The organism is Novosphingobium sp. (genome assembly GCF_027486195.1).
Classification (GTDB): domain Bacteria; phylum Pseudomonadota; class Alphaproteobacteria; order Sphingomonadales; family Sphingomonadaceae; genus Novosphingobium.
Map to the genome: position 1 here is coordinate 1 of NZ_JAIXPP010000042.1, position 18,419 is coordinate 18,419.

Below are 18,419 nucleotides of genomic sequence, written 5' to 3' on the forward strand. Positions count from 1 at the left end.
CGATGCCCCACTTGGGCATGCAGAAGGGGCGAATATCAGCCATGACGGCGTTCCTTAGCGGTAGGAGAGGACCTTGCGCACCGCCGCTTCGATCTTGGGGATCGAGGGCAGGTACGCGGATTCCAGCTCGCGCGCGAACGGGACGGGGGTGTGCGGCGGAGTAACGCTGAGCGGCGGGGCCTTGAGGCTGGCGAAGGCCTTTTCGGCGACCATCGCGCAGATATCGCCCGCAAAGCTGCAGCGCGGATTGGTCTCGTCCACCACCACGAGGCGGCCCGTGACTTCGACCGAATCGAGGATCGCTTCCTCATCGAGCGGGCTGGTGGTGCGCGGATCGATGACGTCGCAGCCGATCCCCTCTGCAGCCAGCTTGTCGGCGACAGCTTCGCAGAAGCCGAGCAGAAGACCGGTCGAGACGATCGTCACATCATTGCCCGCGCGGGTGAGGCGCGCGTGGCCGAACGGGATCATGAAATCCTTGTCGTCCGGCACATCGCCCTTCACGCCGTAGAGCGCCTTGTGCTCAAGGAAGATCACTGGATCATCATCGCGGATCGCCGTGCGCAGCAGGCCCTTCACGTCTGCCGGGGTGCTGGGCATCACGACCTTGAGGCCGGGCATGCCGGTGAGGATCTGGTGCACCGCCTGGCTGTGCTGCGCGGCGGCATTATAGCCCGCGCCCCAGGCCATGCGGATCACGGCGGGGCACTTGGTCTTGCCGCCGAACATGTAGCGGAACTTGGCGAGCTGGTTCCAGATCTGGTCAAGCGAGACGCCGATGAAGTCTGCGAACATCAGCTCGGCCACCGGGCGCTTGCCCGCGAGCGCGAGGCCAGCCGCCGCACCCATGATCGCGCTTTCGGAGATCGGGGTGTCGATCACGCGGTCGCCGCCAAACTTGCCGTAAAGCCCGGCCGAGGTCGACCAGATACCGCCGATCGCTTCGGGGCCGCCGGCGGTGCCGTTGCCGCCCACCACGTCCTCGCCCAGCACGACGACGTTTTCGTCGCGCTCCATTTCCTCGGCGATCGTGGAGAGGACCGCCTCGCGATACATCATTCTTGCCATTGTCGCGCTCCTCGGGGAGATCAGTACGAGATGTAGACGTCTTCGAGGACGTCTTCGGGGGTGGGCCGCGGGGCGGCCTTGGCCTTGGCGACGGCGGTTTCGATCGCCTCCATCACATCGGCATCGACGGCATCGATATCGGCGTCGGTGAGCAGGCCTGCGCCCGTCACACTGGCACGGAACTTCTTGATGCAATCGCGCGTCTCGCGGATGCGGTCGAGCTCGCCCGGGCCGCGATAGCGCTGCGGATCGCCTTCGAAGTGGCCGAAAAAGCGCTCGGTATCGAATTCGACCGCCGCCGGGCCATTGCCGGGGACGCGGACGTAATCGAGCACTTCTCGCATGGTTTCGTAGACCGAGAAGAAATCCGTCCCGTCACCGCGCCAGACCTTCATGCCAAAGGCTTCGGCGCGGCTGGCGATGTCCTTGTTGGTGCCGACCGCGTATTCGAAGCCGGTGTGTTCGGAATAGTGGTTGTTCTCGAACACGAAGATGCAGGCCGCCTTGGTGACGACGGCCATGTTCATCGCCTCGAACGTGGTGCCCTGGTTGCACGCGCCGTCGCCCGAGAAGGCGATGGAGACATGGCCCTTGCCATCGATCTTGGCGGCGATCCCCGCACCCACTGCGATCGGCGCGCCCGCGCCGACGATGCCATTGGCGCCGAGCATGCCCTTGTCGATATCAGCGATGTGCATCGAGCCGCCCTTGCCCTTGCACAGGCCGTCGCGGCTGCCCCAGATCTCTGCCATCATGCCATTCACGTCGCAGCCCTTGGCAAGGCAGTGGCCGTGGCCGCGATGGGTGGAGACGATCTTGTCGTCCGGCGAAAGATGCTCGCAAACGCCAACCGCGACAGCTTCCTGCCCGCAGTAGAGGTGGGTGAAGCCCGCGATCTCGCCGGTCTGGATATCGACGTGGAGACGTTCCTCGAACTCGCGGATGACCTTCATCTGGCGATAGGCTCGCAGCAATTCGTCGCGGCTGAGTTGCACCTTCAATCTCCCGGTTTGCTGGCCAGCGCGGCGGCGGTGGCCGCGCTCGGATCATGGTTTCACTTGGCCACCCGGCGCACCGCTTGAGAAGCCATAAAAGTGATAGGTAAGCGCGGAACTCTGCGCAATCAGCGATCCGTGCGGGGCACCGTGCTGCCCGCGATGACCGATGCGCCATCGTCGATCACGTGGCTCTGGCCGGTGATGAAGCGGCTTTCGTCCGAGGCGAGAAAGAGCACGAGATTGGCGACATCGACGGGGGCACCGAGGCGGTTCATCGCGGTGGCGTTGTCATGCACCGGAGCCGCCGCGCCCAGTTCGGCGAGCTTGCTGCCGAGGCTCTGCACCATCGGCGTGTCGATCCCGGCGGGGAGCACTGAATTGGCGCGCACGCCGCGCCCGTTCTTGATGGAGTAAGCGGCGGTAGCGCGGGTATAGGCATCGATCGCGCCCTTGGCGGCGCTGTAGGCGGCAAACGTCGGCTCGCCTTGAATCGCGGCGATCGAGGCCATGTTGACGATCGAGCCGCCGCCGTTCGCGGCCATGGCGGGGATCGCGTGCTTGGTGCCGAAGACGACGCCGTCGAGGCTGACGGCCATGATCTTGCGGTAGTTCACTTCGGTCAGCGTTTCGGGATCGCCGAATTCGACTATCCCGGCGTTGTTGACGAGGACGTCGAGCCGGCCGTGGCGGGCGACGATGTCCGCAATCAGCGCTTCCCACTCTGCCTCGCTCGTCACATCCAGGCGCTTGTATTCCGCGCTCTTGCCCAGTTCTGCGGCGAGCGCGCTGCCTGCGGCATCGTCGACATCGGTGAGGATGACGGTCGCGCCTTCGGCCACGAAGAGGCGGGCGTCTGCCGCGCCGAGGCCCTTGGCGGCGCCGGTGATGATGGCGACCTTGCCTTTCAGACGGTCCATTTCAGGCCTCCAGCTTCACCGCGCCGGGGCGCGGCGGGCCGGCTTCGCGGGCCACCAGCGCACAATCGTGGTAGTGGATGGTGTATTCGACCATCAGGCCATCGACGCAGCGGGTGGTTTCCGCAAGCGAAGTGCTGATGCGGTTGCCGGTGAGCTTCGAGGTCATCGTCATGCGCAGCTGCAGGCAGAAGTAGTTCTCGTCCGTCAGGATGCCGAGGCGGTCCACCACCACGTCGTCCCAGTAGCTCCAGACGTGGGGGAACAGGCGGATCAGCGCGTCCTGCCCCTTCCAGTCGCCGCCGAATGGAAGCTCCGGCGGTTCGTGGACGACATAGTCGGGGGAGGTGATCGCCATCACGCCGGCCCAATCACCCTTGTCGATGCAGCCGAGCATGGTGTGGGCGAGCTCGAGCGGAGTTTTGCTCATCGGATCAGAACTGCACACGCTTGGTGAAGCCTCCGTCGATCACGAGATTGACGCCGGTCGAGTAGGACGAGGCGGGGCTGGCAAGGAACACGACCGAGCGCGCAACCTCGTCCGGCGCGCCGAGGCGGCCCATCGGCATCTGCGCCTTGATGCTCTTGTAGAAGTCCGGCATCGCGCCCTGGATCATCTCCCAGCTGCCACCGGGGAACTCGATCGGACCGGGCGAGACTGTGTTGACGCGGATGCCCTTGGGCGCGAGAGCCTGCGAAAGCTGCGAGGCATAGGTGATCAGCGCGGCTTTGATCGCGTTGTAGGCCTGCGGCATGATGAACGTCTCGATCGCGGCGGTGGACGACATCACGATGATCGAGCCTGCGCCCGAGGCTTCGAGCGCCGGGGTGAGCGTTTCGATGCCTTTGACGGCAGCCATGATGTCCACGTCGAGGCACTTCTGCCAGTCCTGCGTGGCACCGGCGCCGGAAACGCTGGCCATGTTGATGAAGATGTCGCAGCCGCCGAGCTTTTCGACCGCGCCGTTCAGCCACGCGACGTAGCCTTCGATATTGTTCGTCATGTCGAAGGCGTCGCCATGCGCCTTGCCCTCGTTGCCGGCGAGTGCGGCGAGGGCCGTGTCGATCTTGGCCTGATCGCGCGAGAAGAACGCGACGTCGGCGCCTTCAGTGGTGAGGATCTTGAGGATTTCGAGGCCGATGCCGCGGGCCCCGCCGTTCATGATGACTTTCTTGCCCTTGAGACCCAGATCCATCGCGCTCTCCATCCATGGCTTTCGCCCGGTGAACCCGGGCCTTTGCTACGCCAGAATAGCCAAAACGAGGGCGCTGACAGCGCGCGGAATTGATAGTTTCTGGCCGGTCTGAATCGCCTTAGGCTCCCCTCCAATTGGGAGAGAATATGGCTATCACCGGACCGATCGAGGACCAGCTCGCCATCCGCGCGCTGCACGACAACTATGCCGACGCCGTGTTTCGGCGCGACGCCACCGATTGGGGCGCGCTCTGGGCGGACGATGCCGTCTGGGATCTGGCGGGGCACACCGTGAACGGCAAGGACGCGATCGTCGGCCTGTGGACCGGCGCGATGTCGACCTTCGCTTTCGTCGGCTTCTTCTATCAGACCGGCGCGATCGCTATCGATGGCGATACGGCGACCGGCCGCGTCTACACCAACGAGACGCTCGAAGACCTCGAAGGCAACCTGCGCCGCAGCATCGGCCGCTACGAGGACACTTACGTCAAGCGCGGCGGAACCTGGCTCTATCAGAGCCGCAGTTTTTCAGTTCTGAAGGGGTATTCGTGATGATCGTGGTTGTCGCAGGTGAGATCGATTTTGCGCCGGAAGTCCGTGACGAGGTTCTGAAGAACGCCCAGCCGCTGATCGACATGGCTCTCGCGGAGAAGGGCTGCCGCCATTACGCGTGGAGCCTCGATCCGCACCATCCGGGCCGCATCCACGTGTTCGAGGAGTGGGAGACCGCCGAGGATCTCGCCGTGCACCTGCTCGCCGAATCCTACTTCAAGATGGGCGCGCATCTCGCCGGGTTCACCATCCTGGGTGCCAATACGCGCAAGTATCGCTGCGACATTTCGGAACCGGTCTATGGCCCGGACGGGGTCGCGACGGCGAACTTCCTCACCGCAAAGGACTGACTGCGATGACCAATCTCTCGGGCAAGGTGGCTGTCGTGATCGGCGCGGCGGGTGCGGGCAACATGGGCCAGCACATCGCCCAAACGCTTGCCGATGCGGGGGCCAAAGTCGTCGTCGCGGGGCGCAAGGCGGAGGAGCTCAAGAAGTTTGCCGGCGTGATCGCGGGCGATTGGGCGCTGTGCGACTTGTCGAAGAAAGCCGATGTCGAGGCACTGGCGACCACGGTGCTGGACCGCCACGGCAAGGTGGACATCGCGATCAACGCGACCGGCTGGGGCCTGCTCAAAGGCCTCCACGAGATCACCGAGGAAGAGCTCGACCAGATCATCGCGCTGCAGCTGAAGGGCGTGCACTATTTCCTGAGCGCGTTCGTCAGGGCAATGCCGCACGGCGGTTCGCTGATCCAGATCTCCTCGGCCACCACGCAGTGCGTGATCGACGATCATGCCGCCTATATCGCGACCAAGGCAGGGTCTGAGGCGCTGATCCGCTGCGTTGCCAACCAGTATGGCCCGCAGGGCATCCGCGCCAATGTGCTTTCGCCCGGCTTCACCGAAAGCCCGATGACCGAGCAGTCCTTCGCGGTGCCCGGTCTCGTCGATGCCTTCACCAAGGAATATCCGCTGGGCCGCGTCGGCACTTCGGAGGATATCGCCAAGGCTGCGCTCTGGGTGGTGAGCGACGATTGCTTCATGTCGGGCCAGAACCTGCAGATCAACGGCGGCCTGACCCTGCGGCGCAACCCGCGCCCGGGCGAAATCAGCGCTGCGATCGGTGCTGCAATGGCGGCGCTGCAGGCGCAGAGCTGATCCGAACGCCTACGGTTTCGAGTTCGCAAGCCCTCTCTCCGCAAGGAGGGAGGGCTTTTCCATATTCTCCTCGTCATTGCGAGGAGCGAAGCGACGAAGCAATCCAGAGCGGTTAGGCATGGCCGCTCTGGATTGCTTCGCTGCGCTCGCAATGACGAACTGTGGGGTACGATGGTGAAGAAAGGCGGCTAGCGCCTACCCTGCCTTCTCAGCCTCCATCTGCGCCTTGATCATCGTGCGCAGTTGGTCCTTGCGGATCTTGCCCGAGGCAGTGCGGGGGAATGTGTCCACCCATTCGATGCGTTCGGGGCACTTCTGCTTGGCGAGGCCGGCCTCGCTGACGAAGGCTGAAAGGGCGGCCATGTCCGGCCGATCTTCGCCCATCGGGATGAGATAGGCGCAGATGCCTTCACCAAGGCGCGGGTGCGGCATCGAGACGACGGCGGCTTCCTTGATCGCGGGGTTCAAGTGGAGCACATCCTCGATTTCCTTGGCGCTGATGTTCTCGCCGCCCCGGATGATGAGGTCCTTCTTGCGCCCGGTGATGACGAGCGCGCCCGAAGGGGTAATCCTGCCGATGTCGCCGGTGCGGAAGAAGCCGTCATCCGTCAGCGATTCGCGGGTCTGCTCCGGATCGGCATAGCCGAGGAACATGGCGGGGCCGCGCACGAGGATTTCGCCATCGGTGCCATGGGGCACTTCGTTGCCGTCGTCATCGACGAGGCGCAGCTGGTAATCGAGCGCGGCGCCATCGGTTTCGGCGGCTTCCACGAGGCTGTTTTCCGGCAGGATGCCGGGGGTCGCCAGCGGCACTTCGGAGCTGCCGTAGACGCGGTAGGCGCAGGGGTGCGCGAGGCGCTTGTTGGCGGTGTAGACCAGTTCCGAGGGGATGGCTGCGCCGCCGCAGGCGAAGCGGCGGAAGGTGGGCAACTTGGAGCCGACTGCCTCCGCCGCATCGCACAGTTCCTGCAGGAAGGGCGTGGCAGCGACGGTGGAGGTGATCCCGTAGCGGTCGATCAGATCCACCGCGTCCTTGGCCTTCCATACTTCCATGAGGACGACCTGGCTGCCCGAGGCGAAAGGCTTCTCCAGTCCGCCCGAAAACCCGCTGATATGCGTGACGGGCGACGGCATCAGCGTCACGTCGTTGGGAATGCCGCTGTACTGGCGGCCGAACTGCGCGACGCGGTCCAGCGTGTTGTGCGAATGGAGCACGCCCTTGGGCCGCCCGGTGGTGCCCGAGGTGTAGAGGATGAGCTTCAGCGCGTTGGGATCGACCTTGTCGAGCGGTGTATTGAGGCCTCGCCCATGCTCGACCAGCGTGGCAAAATCGGGGCTGCGCTCGGTAGGCCGCACATAGATGACATGCTTCAGCTCCGGCAGGTGCGGACGCACGCGGTCCACCATCCCGGCGAAGTCGTAGTTCCGGAAGCTCTCAGCCACGAAGAACGCGCGGGCTTTACTGTCGCCCAGCATCTGGATCACTTCGGCATCGCGGTAGATCGGCACGATCGGAGCGATCACGAAGCCGCCGAGATTGGCCGCCAGGTTGATCACCGAGGCCTCCACCCAGTTGGGCACCTGGAAGCCGATCACGTCGCCCGTGCGCAGACCCAGATCGTGAAGCGCGCGGGCGAGCGCCTCGCCGTCCGCCAGCAGGCTGGCGTAAGTCGGCGCGGTGGGATCATTGAGGTATACGACCTTGTCCGGATCGGTCTCGGCCCAGCGGCGCGCGTAATCGCCGATGGTCATGTTGGTCCAGCTGCCGTCGGCGGCAAACTGGGCCAGATGTGCAGGGATAGTGGCCATGATGGGCTTTCGTTATCGGATCAGTTCGTGACAGCCTGCTGGTAGAGCGGATTGTCCTCGGCGTAGAAGTTGCAGTGGAAGCCGCTCGGCACGCGGAAGGGAATGAGCACGCGGGCGATCGGGCCGGCAGCAATGTCCTTGGCGGCAAAGATGGCAAGTTCGCTGGTGCCGCTGTTCGCAGGGTGGACCAGGGTCATGGCATAGCCGTCTGCCTCGTCCGTGCTGCCAAGGCGCGGCGCGAAGACCAGTTCGCCCGCAGCGGCGCCCGCGCCGAAGTGCCAGATGTCTTCCTCGCCGGTCTCGGTGTTGTAGCGCAGCACGGCATCCATGCCCTCGACCCGGCCATCGCGGGATTTCAGGTTGATGTTGGCAAAGCTGTGGCGGCTCTTGCGCGTCATCAGGCGGTCGTCGGGCCGGGGGAACTGGATGTCGCGCCCGTTGAGCACTTCTTCCTTGATCCAGCCGGTATTGCCGGTGGGATCGATAGTCCAGCGGCGCAGGCTCTGCTGGGTATCGAGATGGGTGCGGCGCGCCCCGGTTTCATCCGGGAACAAGGCCGTGCCATTGGCAGCGGCGACATCGGCGATGATCTTGCCGTCCTCTTCCCACACGTTGAGCTCGTGGAACATATGCCGCGGCTCGAACTCGAACCACTTGATCTGGTCCGCCGTGCCTTCGCGCGGCATGACCGCGAACTTGGTCGGGCGGTCGTTGACCCAAGCCGTCATCGGCCCGCCTGCGGCAAAGCGCTTTAGGTCGGTGTCGATCGGGATGAACGGGAAGATTGCCCAGTTTTCCGTCAGCAGGAAGGTGTGCATCAGGCTGAAGTGCGGCATCGGGATGATCTCGGTCTTGCGGATCGTCCCGTCCGCCGCAACCACGTCATAGCGCATTTCCGCCGGGCCCATCATGCCGTTGATGGCTGCGCCGGTGTTGATCATTTCGCGCGTCTTGTAGTCGATCTTGGGATGGGCCGAGAAGCTGGAGGTGACAAGGCCGCCGTAGGTCTCCTCGTGCAGCGTATCCAGCTTGCGCGGATCGAGCGCCACCGGAGGCGCGCCTTCCATCAGCGCAAGAAGTTGGCCGCCGTGAAGGATGATGTTGGTGTTGCCGGTGTTGTAGCGCTTGCCCTGCACGCTGGGGTCCGAGGTCATCGGATTGCCGAAAATGCCGAACAGACGGCGCCCGGCGGCTTTCTCGAGTTCGAACTTCTCGGTCTTGACCCAGCGGTTGCGCAGCGAGACGCGGCCGTCCGCGAACTCGAACGCGAAGACCATGCCGTCGCCATCGAACCAGTGATAGTCGCCCTCGCGCGGGGCATAGAGCGGATCGGGGCCGTTGCGATAGAACATGCCGGCGAGATCGTCAGGCAGCTTGCCCACAACGATCAGATCGGGCGCATCGGCCTCGAACCGGATCGGCGCATGGTGGCCGGAAAGGTAGGGGTGATCGAAGAACGGTTCTGCCATGGTCCCCAGAATCCTTGTGAAGTTCCCGCATCGCCGCGCTGGCTGGCGGACTGCCTTCACTGTGGGTGGGATGGGGGGCACGTTCACCTGACAAAATGGGGAGTGAGCCTCGCTCCAATGGGCAAAAATGAGAGTCGTCTTGGCTGTGGTGGGGTCTAGGCTCTAGCGTTTCGGGGAGTCCCCCGTTCAGGAGCTTGTCCGTGCCAGAATTGCTCGATGTGAATCGCCGTTTCCTGCTGGTCCGCCGCCCCAATGGCGCGCCGGTGGCCGAAGACTTCAGCCTTGTTTCCGAGCCGCTGCCCGAGCTTGCAGACGGCCAGTTCCTGATCCGCAATCACTACGCCTCGCTCGATCCCGCCATGCGCGGCTGGATGGACGATGCGCCGAGCTATATGCCGCCGATCCCGCTGGGGACGTCGGTGCGCGCCTCGACCGTGGGCGAAGTGGTGGCGAGCAAGACCGCCGATTTCCCGGTGGGGCAGTGGGTATCGGGGCTCAACGCGATCGAGGAATACTCGGTCTCGCAGGCTGGCGGCTTCAGCGCGCCGATCGATCCGACCATCGTGCCTTCGCCGACGAACTTCCTCTCGGTGCTCGGCGCGGTGGGGATGACGGCCTATTTCGGCTACCTGGAAGTGTGCAAGCCGCAGCCGGGCGATGTCGTGATGGTGACGGGTGCAGCGGGCGCGGTTGGCTCGCTTGTCGGTCAGATCGCCAAGCTCAAGGGGGCCAGCAAGGTCATCGGCATCGCGGGCGGGCCGGAGAAGTGCAAGCGGCTGGTGGAACGCTACGGCTTCGATGTCGCCATCGATTATCGCGGCAAGAGCGTGGACCAGCTTTCGGCCGAGATCGCAGCGGCTGCGCCGCAGGGTGTCAACGTGATCTTCGAGAATGTCGGCGGCGATATCCTCGATGCGGGGCTGAACAACCTCGCGATGTATGCCCGCATCGGCCTCTGCGGCCTGATCAGCGAGTACAACAACGCGGGCGAAAAGACCGGCGCACGCAATGTGTGGCAGCTGATCGTCAAGCGCGCCTCGCTGACGGGCCTGCTCGTGGCCGATTATGTGCCGCGCTTCGGCGAAGGCATCGCCGCGATGGCGGGCTGGATGACCGAGGGCAAGCTGGTGTTCGACGAGCATGTCGATGAAGGCATCGACAATGCCTTGCCTGCGTTCCTGCGGCTGTTCAGCGGCTCGAACGACGGCAAGATGATCCTGAAGCTGAGCTGAGGCATGACCAAGACGCTCCTCGTCCTTTCCGGTGGCCATCCTTACGAGGCAGGTCCGTTCGCGGCGTTTCTGGAAAGTCTCGGCGATTGGGAGGTGACCCACTACGTCCATCCCGAAGCCGAGGAGCGGGTGGCTGCCGGGGCCGCAGATAACGCGGACGCCATGCTGTTCTACGATATGCCGGGCTATACCTTTGCCGACGGCACGGTGAAGACGGCGGCGCCGTCGCCAGGCTTCAAGGCGGCGCTGGAGCGGCGGTTCGCCAGCGGGCGCGGCGCAGTCATGCTGCACCATGCGATTGCGGGCTGGGCCGAGTGGCCGCAGTGGAGCGAGTGGCTGGGCGGACGGTTCCTCTATCAGCCCGGCCCGGTGCGCGGGGACATGAAGCTCGATTCGGGCTATCGTCATGACGTGGACTACAGGGCCGAGCTGGTGGCGGAACATCCGGTGCTGGTCGGCGTCCCGGCGACATTCCCGGTGAATGACGAGCTCTATCTCGGCGAAGTGTTCGAGGATGACGTGACGCCGCTGATCCGCGCGCAGCATGACTACGTGGCGGCAAACTTCTATTCTGCGGCGCATGCCGTGGCTGGGCGGATGTTCGACAACAGCGATTGGCCGCACCCGCCGGGGAGCAATCTGGTGGCGTGGGCGAAGCCGATCGGCGCGGCGCAGATGGTCTACTGCCAGTTCGGCGATGGGCCGCACACCTATGCGAACCCCGTCGTCCGCCGCGTGGTTGCCAATGCGCTGGAATGGACAGCGCAGAGCTATGGGAGAAGCGCATGAGCCCGCAGGAAATCGTCGAGGCCTTCATCGCCGCATGGAACCGGGGCGATGCCCCCGCAGCCTTCGCCATGATGGCGGAGGATATCATCTGGCATAACATCCCGATGGAGCCGGCCGTCGGCCTCGCCGGGGTTCAGGCACTGATGGGGCAGTTTCCGCCCATCGAAGGCACCGAGTGGATCACGCACCATATCGCTGCGAACGGCAATGTGGTGCTGACCGAGCGGACCGACAAATTCCTCGTCGCCGGGCGCTGGCGCGCGATCCGCGTTTCGGGGACGTTCGAGATCAACGCCGAAGGCAAGGTCAGCCGGTGGCGTGATTACTTCGACATGGCCGAGTTCCAGCGGGAGTTTGCCTGACATGACGATTGCGCGTGGGCGTGACCTCACCGGCCGGCGCGCGGTCGTCACCGGCGCGGCATCGGGCATGGGCGCAGCGGCGGCGGCGCGGCTGCTGGCCGAGGGCGCGCAGGTGCTCGGCGTTGACCGGGTGGGCGAGGGGATCGTCGGCACGCACACGCTGGTGGCAGACCTTGGCGATCCCTACTCCATCGCTAGCATAGCCGGGGCGGCGGAAAGCCTGCTCGGCGGCTGCGATATCCTCATCAACAACGCCGGCGTCTGCCCCAACGGCCCGTTCACCGAGATGACCGAGGAAGCGTGGAACGCCGCGCTATCGATCAACGTGACTGCGGTGATGAAACTGACCCGCGCGCTGATGCCGATGCTGGCCGCCTCCGGCCATGGGCGGGTGGTCAACGTCGGCTCGATCATGTCGCGCTATGGCGATGCGGGGCTGGTGGCTTACACCACCTCGAAGCATGCGGTGCTGGGGCTGACCCGCGCGCTGGCAATGGAATTGGGGCCAAACGGGATCACGGTGAACTGCGTGCAGCCAGGCGCCATCGCGACGGGCATGACGCGCGATCTGTTCGAAGGCACGCCGGGCGCGAAGGACTATTACGCGGGCCGTTCTGCGCTCGGCCGGATCGGTCAGCCGGAAGATGTGGCGGATGTCATGGTGTTCCTCGCCACCGACGATGCGCGCTTCATCACCGGACAAGGCATCATGGTCGACGGCGGCGTTATGGTACACTCTTGAAAACCTGCCCGGCAGGGCAAGCGAACCTAGCATTTTCGCGCGTGGCACGGGGTATTTGACGGTGCCACATCCAAGCTGAACCAAGTGGGAACTGCCATGAATGAAATGACCAGCGCGAAATCACTGCTCGATCCCGAGGTGATGCAGAACCCGTTCCCGCTCTACCAGTGGGCCCACGCCAATGCGCCGGTGATCGAGCTGCCCGAAACCGGCATGAAGATCATCATGAGCTACGAGATGTGTTCGGAAGCGGCCGGGCGTCCGGATGATTTTTCGAACGACTTCAGCGGCGTGCTTTCGGGTGCGCTGGCCGAGGATCCGGAAGTGAGCGGCATTCTGGCCGAAGGCTGGCCGCAGATGAACACGCTGCTGACCGCCGATCCGCCGGTCCACACGCGTTTCCGCAAGCTCGTCAACCTCGCCTTCTCGATGCCGCGCGTGAACGCGCTCGAAGCCGGCATCCGCGACAAGGTCAACAAGCTGATCGATGGTTTCATCGAGGATGGCGAGTGCGATTTCGTGTCCGCGTTCAGCGTCGGCCTGCCGGTGCAGGTGATCTGCGAGCAGCTGGGCTTTTCGGAAGCCGAGCGCGCAGACGTCAAGCGTTGGTCGGATGCATTTGCCGATCGGCTCGGCCACATGATCCCGCGTGAGCGCGAGATCGAGTGCGCGCACGAGATCGTCGACTTCCAGCGCAAGCTCAAGGTCAAGATCGACGCCCGCCGCGAGACGCCGACCGATGATCTGCTTTCGGACGTGGTCAACGCCCGGCTCGATGGCGAAACGCCGCTCAACGACGCCGAAATCCTCTCTATCGCGCAGCAGTTGATGGTCGCGGGTAACGAGACCACCACCCATTCGCTGGCGGGCGGCATCGTCCACCTCGCGCAGAATCCGGACCAGCAGGACAAGGTCCGCGCCAATCCCGCGCTGATCGGCAACATGATCGAGGAAGTGCTGCGGCTCGATACGCCGACGGCGGGCATGTGGCGGCTGGTGAAGAAGGACACCGAGCTGGGCGGGCACAGCTACAAGGCGGGCGAGATGGTCATGCTGCGCTATGCGGCGGCGAACCGCGATCCGGCCAAGTATCACGATCCTGACAAGTTCGATGTCGAGCGCACCAATGCGCGCACGCACCTCGCCTTCGGCAAGGGCATCCACATGTGCGTGGGCAACATGCTGAGCCGCAAGGAAATGACTGTCGCCTTCACCGAGTTGCTACGCCGGCTCGATGATATCCGTATCAAGGACGGCGCGGAGCTGCGCGTTTCCCCGAACCTGCTGCTGCGCGGGTTCGTTTCGGTGCCAATTACCTTCAAGAAGGCAGCTGCATGAACTTCGATCTCGACGAGAACCAGGAGCTGTTCAAGGCGGCGGTCGAGCGCTTTTGCCAGGGGCAGGACGTGGCGGCACGGCGCGCGGCTCGGGCGCTGCCCGGCGGGATCGACCGGGCGCGATGGAAGGAGCTGGCGGAGCTGGGGCTGATCGGCCTTGCTGCCGGTGAAGCCGATGGCGGCATGGACGGCTCGCACGGCGATCTCGCCGTGGTGGCGCAGGCGCTGGGCCATGCGCAGGCGGTCGAGCCGTGGCTGGAATGCGGTTTCCTCCCCGCGCGGCTGCTAGCAGGCTCGGCGCATCTGGAGGGCGTCATTTCAGGCGACACGATCGCGGCGTTCGCCTTTGCCGAACCGGGTCGGCGCTTTGTGCTCGAAGCCAGCGGCGTCAAGGCCAAGGCCGGCAAGCTCTCGGGCACCAAGCAGTTCGTGCTCGGCGGCGGCGCGGCGGATGTGTTCGTGGTGACCGCCGAGGAAGACGGCAAGACCGGGCTTTACGTGGTTGATGCCAAGGCGGCGGAAGTCGAAGTGCGGCCCTATCCAGTCGCGGATGGCGGCGTCGCGGCGATCGTGACGTTCCACGATGCGGCGGCGGAAGGCCCACTCACGGCGGACCTCGCCGCGGTGATCGACGAGGCGCGGCTGATGGCGGCGGCGGAGATGACCGGCATTGCCCAGCGCCTGTTTGCCGACACGTTGGAATATCTCAAGACGCGTGAGCAGTTTGGCCAGCCCTTGGGGCGGTTCCAGGTGCTTCAGCACCGCATGGTGGATGCTTATGCGCGGGTCGAGAGCATACAGTCCGCGATTCTTCGCGCGCTGCTGCAGCCTGCGGCACCGATGGCGGCGATCAAGGCCCATGTGGCCGAGAACGCGATCTGGGTCGGTCATCAGGCGGTGCAGTTGCACGGCGGCATGGGCATGAGCGACGAACTAGGGATCGGCCACGGGCTCAAGCGGATCGTGCTTTTGTCCAAGCTGTTCGGCGATCCGGCGAGCGATATTCTGGATTACGCCCGCGCGGCGTGACCGCGGCGGGTAATTGGAGTGTTAGGAATGACCAAGCGGATCGATGCCCACTTCGTGGCCGCCGGCAAATACCACGATATCGACTTCGCCCGGCTCGAAGTGCTCAAGCTGCTCGGCGAGCATCCGGAAATCCGCACCACCGTGGCGATGGACTTTTCGAACACCGAGCGGCTGGAGCAGTGCCAGTTCCTCGTGACCTACACCTGCACCGTGCTGCCGACGCCGGAAGAGACGGTGAAGATCAAGGAATTCCTTGATCGCGGCGGGCGCTGGCTGGCGCTCCATGGCACCAATTCGATCCTGAAGTTTGTCGAAGGCGGGGTCGATTGCCCAGAAGAGCGCGACGACGTGATGGAAGTGCTCGGCACCCAGTTCAAGGCGCATCCGCCCATCGGGCCGTTCCGTGTCGAGGTGGTCGACAAGACCCATGCGCTCACGCAGGGTCTCGAAGATTTCGACGTGATCGACGAGCTTTACATCATGAAGGAAAAGGCGCCGATCAAAATCCTGATGCAGACGCGCTTCGATGGTGAGGCGACCGGCTTCATCGAGGCGAACTATTCGAACGTCGTCGTGCCGATTCTCTACTTGCGCGATCACGGCAAGGGCGGGGTGCTCTACAATACGCTCGGACACTGCCGCAGCCATTTCGATGTCATTGAATTGCTGCCCTTTTGGACACATCCCGAACGCTGCAGTTGGAACTATCCCGTGTATTACGAGACGCTGCGCCGCGGCATTCGCTGGGCCATGAGTGAGATAGCCTGATGGATATGGATTTTGCCCCCGAGGATCTTGCCTTCCAGAAGGAAGTGCGCGCATTCCTCGACGACAAGCTCGACGCCCGCCTGCGCGAGGGCGCGGCCAGCACACCGAGCGTGTTCACCGAGCCCGACATCACCCGCGAATGGCAGGCCATTCTCGCCGAGAAGGGCTGGCTCGCCACCTCGTGGCCGGTCGAGGATGGCGGTCCGGGCTGGACGCCGACGCAGAAGTACATTTTCGAGAAGGAATGCGCGATTGCCGGCGCGCCTTCGCTGCCGATCCTTGGCCTGCGCCTCGTTGGACCGGTGATCTGCCACTTCGGCACGCCTGAGCAGAAGGCCCGCTTCCTCCCCCGTATCATTTCGGGCGAGGATTACTGGTGCCAGGGCTATTCCGAACCGGGCGCCGGGTCAGACCTTGCTGCGGTGAAGACGCGCGCAGAACGGGTCGGTGACAAGTACGTGGTCAACGGCTCCAAGATCTGGACCACCCACGCGCACCACGCCAACTGGATCTTCGCGCTCGTCCGCACCGATCCCTCCGTGCAGAAGCAGCGCGGCATCAGCTTCCTGCTCATCCCGATGGAGCAGCCGGGTGTCAGCGTTTCGCCGATCATCACGATGGCGAACGACCACGAGGTCAACGCGACCTTCTTCGACAATGCCGAAACCCCGGCGGACAACCTGATCGGCGAGGAAGGGCAGGGCTGGACGATCGCCAAGTTCCTGCTCGAGAACGAGCGCGGCGGTTCGTGCGCGGCGCCGGCGCTGCTGGCCAAGCTCGACCGGATCGAACGCTGGGCGCGCGAGGAAGCCTCGGGCACCAACGGCAGCATGATCCACGATCCGAATATCTCGCAGCGGTTGGCCCGTCTCCGGCTTGAAGCGCAAGCCTTCGAAGTGACCGAACTGCGCATCCTGGCCGAGCTCGCCAAGGGCCGCCCGGCTGGGCCGCAGACCTCGCTGGTCAAGCTCACGAGCTCGAACCTGCGGCAGGCGATCGACGAGCTGGCCGTGGACCTGTTCGGCTACGATGGGTTGCAGCTGCCCGTCACGCGCCCGCTCTATGGCAACGAGGCGCCCGAATATGTCGGCAGCCGCGCTGCGCAGCTTTCGATGCCCGCCTATCTCAACGGCCGCGCCTACACGATCTTCGGCGGCTCGGACGAAGTGCAGAAAACTATCATCGCCAAGCAGGTCCTGGGCCTCTGACCTGTTACCCGGAAGCCCCATGTCCGAACCGTTTCGGATGGGGCTTCCGCTACGGCACGCACTAGGTTAGCATGCGAATCGACCCGGATGCCGGAATAACCGGCACCGACGAGAGGATGCACCATGGACTGGGCGAACACCACCTTCGAGCAGGTGACGATTCGGGCCGTTGAAGACGTGCGGCCCGCCGCAATTGCCATTCGCGACGTTGCCTTGAAGCTTGACCTGCGCATCGCGGTCTGCCCCGACATTTCGTCGAAGGAGCAGATGCTTGATGCCGATGGCAAGATCATCAACGCAGACATCTTCGGCTGGACCGCCGATGGCGAGCGCTGGTGGGAGAACGGCACGCTGGCGCTCTCCTCGCCCTTCCCGCGCGCCAGCCGGTATGAAAGCGAGCCCTTCTGGTGCAACGCCCACGGCGCTTTCACCGTCAGCCGCAACAACTACCTCGAGGACCTGAACTTTTCGGAGTTCCACAAGTTCAGCAAGGCGCGGGCGATGATCGTCATCCCCTCGCACCTCTCGTTCGGTCAGATCGCCGCGGCGAGCTTCGTGCCGGTGGACAAGACGCTCGACGACCTTTCGAACGTGTTTGCCGAGCATGGCGATTTCCTCGGTGCGCTGACCCGCCGCTTCGTGGCGAGCTACGTCAGCACGATGCGCACGCAGCAATGGATTCCGAGCGACTGCCGGCTTTCCAAGCGCGAGGTCGAATGCCTGCGCTGGGCCGCCATCGGCAAGACCGACAAGGAAATCAGCCTGATCCTCGCGCTCAGCCACGCAACCGTGCGCTATCACATCCAGCGCGCGGGCGAGAAGCTCAACGCGGTGAACCGCAGCCAGGCCGTCTTCAAGGCGGGGCAGCTGGGCTATTTAGGGGCGGCTGCCTGAGGGCCGCCCAAACCCCAACCACCATTTCGTCATCCCCGCCGTGCTCGCCCCGTCGATCCCGTATTCCGAGCCGGAGATGAAACCCGCTTCGTCCGAGGCGAGGAACGCCACCAGTGCGGCAATTTCCTCGACCCGGCCCATGCGGCCGATGGCAGACATCGCGTTGAATTGCGCACGCGCGGCGGCGCTGTCGGGCGAGCGGTCAATCACGCCCCGGATCAATTCGGTCTCGACCACGCCGGGGTGGATCGAATTGACGCGGATCTTCGTCTTCAGAGTGGCGCAGTGAAGCGCTGAGGATTTCATCAGCGCAATCAGCGCGCCCTTGCTCGCTGAATAGGCGACGTAGTTGGCGAGCGGGCGATAGGCGCTCATCGACGAGTTCACCACGATGGAGCCGGTGGGCCCATCTGGGTTCGCGCGCATCGCCCGGATCGCGTGTTGGATGGTCAGCATCACGCCGGTGAGGTTCACGCCCATCACGCGCTCCCACGCATCCATGGTGATGTCCTCAACGCTGCTGTCACCGGTTTCGATGCCGGCGTTGGCGAAGGCGACGTCGAGCCGGCCATGCTCGGCCTTGATCTGGGCCATCAGCACGTCCCACGCGGCGGCATCCTCCACGCGGTGCGCGACGAACTGCGCACCGGTTTCGGCGCATAGCGCGGCAGCGGCTTCGGCCTTGGAGCCAGTGAACACGACCTTCGCGCCCTCGCTCGCGAGCCGCCGCACGGTGCCCGCCCCGATGCCCGAAGTGCCCCCGGTGATCAGCGCCACTTTGCCTGCGAACCGTCCGCTCATGCATTTCCTCCTTGGTTTGGAGCGATGATAGGGCGGCGATGCGGACCGGCTACTGGCAAATTTGATCTCGACCATAACTTCGTCATTGCGAGC

The 18,419-nt window shown here is 64.4% G+C and carries 20 protein-coding genes; 12 read left to right on the plus strand and 8 right to left on the minus strand.

Annotated elements, in window-relative coordinates; all coding sequences use genetic code 11:
- Positions 1 to 54: 54 nt before the first annotated feature.
- From Q0071_RS08245 to Q0071_RS08265, 5 genes are all read right to left on the minus strand, one after another.
- Entirely contained in the window at positions 55 to 1,068 is a 1,014-nt protein-coding gene (locus tag Q0071_RS08245; protein ID WP_298167275.1) for an alpha-ketoacid dehydrogenase subunit beta, read from the minus strand.
- Positions 1,069 to 1,088: 20 nt separating this feature from the next.
- A complete protein-coding gene (locus Q0071_RS08250; RefSeq protein WP_298167278.1) occupies positions 1,089 to 2,063 on the minus strand; it encodes a thiamine pyrophosphate-dependent dehydrogenase E1 component subunit alpha in 975 nt (324 codons plus the stop codon).
- 128 nt (positions 2,064 to 2,191) lie between these two features.
- Positions 2,192 to 2,983 carry an SDR family oxidoreductase gene (locus Q0071_RS08255; protein WP_298167281.1) on the minus strand — a complete coding sequence of 264 codons (792 nt, stop codon included), beginning with the start codon at positions 2,981 to 2,983 and terminating at the stop codon, positions 2,192 to 2,194.
- Between the two features lies 1 nt (position 2,984).
- Positions 2,985 to 3,410, minus strand: a complete 426-nt coding sequence (locus Q0071_RS08260; protein ID WP_298167284.1) for a nuclear transport factor 2 family protein — start codon at positions 3,408 to 3,410, stop codon at positions 2,985 to 2,987.
- Between the two features lie 4 nt (positions 3,411 to 3,414).
- Complete coding sequence (locus tag Q0071_RS08265; protein WP_298167287.1) at positions 3,415 to 4,176, minus strand: SDR family oxidoreductase; 762 nt, start codon at positions 4,174 to 4,176, stop codon at positions 3,415 to 3,417.
- A gap of 146 nt (positions 4,177 to 4,322) precedes the next feature.
- Between Q0071_RS08265 and Q0071_RS08270 the strand changes: the two genes are divergently transcribed.
- Genes Q0071_RS08270 through Q0071_RS08280 form a run of 3 tightly spaced genes read left to right on the plus strand, consistent with a single transcriptional unit; the run spans position 4,323 to position 5,886 of the window.
- The gene (locus Q0071_RS08270) at positions 4,323 to 4,727 is read left to right on the plus strand and encodes a nuclear transport factor 2 family protein (RefSeq protein WP_298167290.1); all 405 of its coding nucleotides are present in this window, start codon (positions 4,323 to 4,325) and stop codon (positions 4,725 to 4,727) included.
- A complete protein-coding gene (locus Q0071_RS08275) occupies positions 4,727 to 5,077 on the plus strand; it encodes an antibiotic biosynthesis monooxygenase (protein WP_298167293.1) in 351 nt (116 codons plus the stop codon). The genes Q0071_RS08270 and Q0071_RS08275 overlap by 1 nt, the downstream gene beginning before the upstream one ends.
- Positions 5,078 to 5,082: 5 nt before the next feature.
- Complete coding sequence (locus Q0071_RS08280) at positions 5,083 to 5,886, plus strand: SDR family oxidoreductase (RefSeq protein WP_298167296.1); 804 nt, start codon at positions 5,083 to 5,085, stop codon at positions 5,884 to 5,886.
- Positions 5,887 to 6,081: 195 nt separating this feature from the next.
- Here the strand turns inward: Q0071_RS08280 and Q0071_RS08285 are convergent, their stop codons facing one another.
- Entirely contained in the window at positions 6,082 to 7,695 is a 1,614-nt protein-coding gene (locus Q0071_RS08285) for an AMP-binding protein (RefSeq protein ID WP_298167298.1), read from the minus strand.
- A gap of 20 nt (positions 7,696 to 7,715) precedes the next feature.
- Positions 7,716 to 9,164, minus strand: coding sequence for a carotenoid oxygenase family protein (locus Q0071_RS08290; RefSeq protein ID WP_298167301.1), 1,449 nt, complete (start codon positions 9,162 to 9,164; stop codon positions 7,716 to 7,718).
- A gap of 200 nt (positions 9,165 to 9,364) precedes the next feature.
- Here Q0071_RS08290 and Q0071_RS08295 point away from each other — a divergent pair, with 200 nt between their 5' ends.
- The 9 genes from Q0071_RS08295 to Q0071_RS08335 all read left to right on the plus strand — a co-directional run bounded on the left by Q0071_RS08295 (position 9,365) and on the right by Q0071_RS08335 (position 17,525).
- Positions 9,365 to 10,396 (plus strand): NADP-dependent oxidoreductase, encoded by a 1,032-nt coding sequence (locus Q0071_RS08295; protein WP_298167303.1) that lies wholly within the window; start codon positions 9,365 to 9,367, stop codon positions 10,394 to 10,396.
- Between the two features lie 3 nt (positions 10,397 to 10,399).
- Positions 10,400 to 11,185, plus strand: a complete 786-nt coding sequence (locus tag Q0071_RS08300) for a ThuA domain-containing protein (protein WP_298167306.1) — start codon at positions 10,400 to 10,402, stop codon at positions 11,183 to 11,185.
- Positions 11,182 to 11,547, plus strand: coding sequence for a limonene-1,2-epoxide hydrolase family protein (locus Q0071_RS08305; protein ID WP_298167310.1), 366 nt, complete (start codon positions 11,182 to 11,184; stop codon positions 11,545 to 11,547). The genes Q0071_RS08300 and Q0071_RS08305 overlap by 4 nt, the downstream gene beginning before the upstream one ends.
- Before the next feature lies 1 nt (position 11,548).
- On the plus strand, positions 11,549 to 12,289 hold the full coding sequence (locus Q0071_RS08310; RefSeq protein WP_298167313.1) for an SDR family oxidoreductase: 741 nt from the start codon (positions 11,549 to 11,551) through the stop codon (positions 12,287 to 12,289).
- Positions 12,290 to 12,385: 96 nt separating this feature from the next.
- Positions 12,386 to 13,627: a cytochrome P450 gene (locus tag Q0071_RS08315; RefSeq protein WP_298167315.1), complete on the plus strand. Its 1,242-nt coding sequence runs from the start codon at positions 12,386 to 12,388 to the stop codon at positions 13,625 to 13,627.
- Complete coding sequence (locus Q0071_RS08320) at positions 13,624 to 14,655, plus strand: acyl-CoA dehydrogenase family protein (RefSeq protein WP_298167319.1); 1,032 nt, start codon at positions 13,624 to 13,626, stop codon at positions 14,653 to 14,655. The genes Q0071_RS08315 and Q0071_RS08320 overlap by 4 nt, the downstream gene beginning before the upstream one ends.
- A 27-nt stretch (positions 14,656 to 14,682) precedes the next feature.
- On the plus strand, positions 14,683 to 15,423 hold the full coding sequence (locus Q0071_RS08325; RefSeq protein ID WP_298167323.1) for a ThuA domain-containing protein: 741 nt from the start codon (positions 14,683 to 14,685) through the stop codon (positions 15,421 to 15,423).
- Positions 15,423 to 16,631, plus strand: a complete 1,209-nt coding sequence (locus tag Q0071_RS08330; RefSeq protein ID WP_298167326.1) for an acyl-CoA dehydrogenase family protein — start codon at positions 15,423 to 15,425, stop codon at positions 16,629 to 16,631. Before Q0071_RS08325 ends, Q0071_RS08330 begins: the two co-directional genes overlap by 1 nt.
- A 123-nt stretch (positions 16,632 to 16,754) precedes the next feature.
- On the plus strand, positions 16,755 to 17,525 hold the full coding sequence (locus Q0071_RS08335) for a LuxR C-terminal-related transcriptional regulator (RefSeq protein ID WP_298167329.1): 771 nt from the start codon (positions 16,755 to 16,757) through the stop codon (positions 17,523 to 17,525).
- Here the strand turns inward: Q0071_RS08335 and Q0071_RS08340 are convergent.
- Positions 17,508 to 18,326 (minus strand): SDR family NAD(P)-dependent oxidoreductase, encoded by an 819-nt coding sequence (locus Q0071_RS08340; RefSeq protein WP_298167332.1) that lies wholly within the window; start codon positions 18,324 to 18,326, stop codon positions 17,508 to 17,510. The genes Q0071_RS08335 and Q0071_RS08340 overlap by 18 nt on opposite strands.
- Between the last annotated feature and the right edge of the window lie 93 nt (positions 18,327 to 18,419).

Coding starts and splice junctions, on each gene's coding strand:
- Q0071_RS08325 (WP_298167323.1), top strand. CDS start 14,683: ATGACCAAGCGGATCGATGCCCACTTCGTGGCCGCCGGCAAATACCAC.
- Q0071_RS08245 (WP_298167275.1), bottom strand. CDS start 1,068: ATGGCAAGAATGATGTATCGCGAGGCGGTCCTCTCCACGATCGCCGAG.
- Q0071_RS08285 (WP_298167298.1), bottom strand. CDS start 7,695: ATGGCCACTATCCCTGCACATCTGGCCCAGTTTGCCGCCGACGGCAGC.
- Q0071_RS08320 (WP_298167319.1), top strand. CDS start 13,624: ATGAACTTCGATCTCGACGAGAACCAGGAGCTGTTCAAGGCGGCGGTC.
- Q0071_RS08305 (WP_298167310.1), top strand. CDS start 11,182: ATGAGCCCGCAGGAAATCGTCGAGGCCTTCATCGCCGCATGGAACCGG.
- Q0071_RS08315 (WP_298167315.1), top strand. CDS start 12,386: ATGAATGAAATGACCAGCGCGAAATCACTGCTCGATCCCGAGGTGATG.
- Q0071_RS08310 (WP_298167313.1), top strand. CDS start 11,549: ATGACGATTGCGCGTGGGCGTGACCTCACCGGCCGGCGCGCGGTCGTC.
- Q0071_RS08335 (WP_298167329.1), top strand. CDS start 16,755: ATGGACTGGGCGAACACCACCTTCGAGCAGGTGACGATTCGGGCCGTT.
- Q0071_RS08300 (WP_298167306.1), top strand. CDS start 10,400: ATGACCAAGACGCTCCTCGTCCTTTCCGGTGGCCATCCTTACGAGGCA.
- Q0071_RS08340 (WP_298167332.1), bottom strand. CDS start 18,326: ATGAGCGGACGGTTCGCAGGCAAAGTGGCGCTGATCACCGGGGGCACT.
- Q0071_RS08275 (WP_298167293.1), top strand. CDS start 4,727: ATGATCGTGGTTGTCGCAGGTGAGATCGATTTTGCGCCGGAAGTCCGT.
- Q0071_RS08260 (WP_298167284.1), bottom strand. CDS start 3,410: ATGAGCAAAACTCCGCTCGAGCTCGCCCACACCATGCTCGGCTGCATC.
- Q0071_RS08255 (WP_298167281.1), bottom strand. CDS start 2,983: ATGGACCGTCTGAAAGGCAAGGTCGCCATCATCACCGGCGCCGCCAAG.
- Q0071_RS08270 (WP_298167290.1), top strand. CDS start 4,323: ATGGCTATCACCGGACCGATCGAGGACCAGCTCGCCATCCGCGCGCTG.
- Q0071_RS08280 (WP_298167296.1), top strand. CDS start 5,083: ATGACCAATCTCTCGGGCAAGGTGGCTGTCGTGATCGGCGCGGCGGGT.
- Q0071_RS08330 (WP_298167326.1), top strand. CDS start 15,423: ATGGATATGGATTTTGCCCCCGAGGATCTTGCCTTCCAGAAGGAAGTG.
- Q0071_RS08290 (WP_298167301.1), bottom strand. CDS start 9,164: ATGGCAGAACCGTTCTTCGATCACCCCTACCTTTCCGGCCACCATGCG.
- Q0071_RS08265 (WP_298167287.1), bottom strand. CDS start 4,176: ATGGATCTGGGTCTCAAGGGCAAGAAAGTCATCATGAACGGCGGGGCC.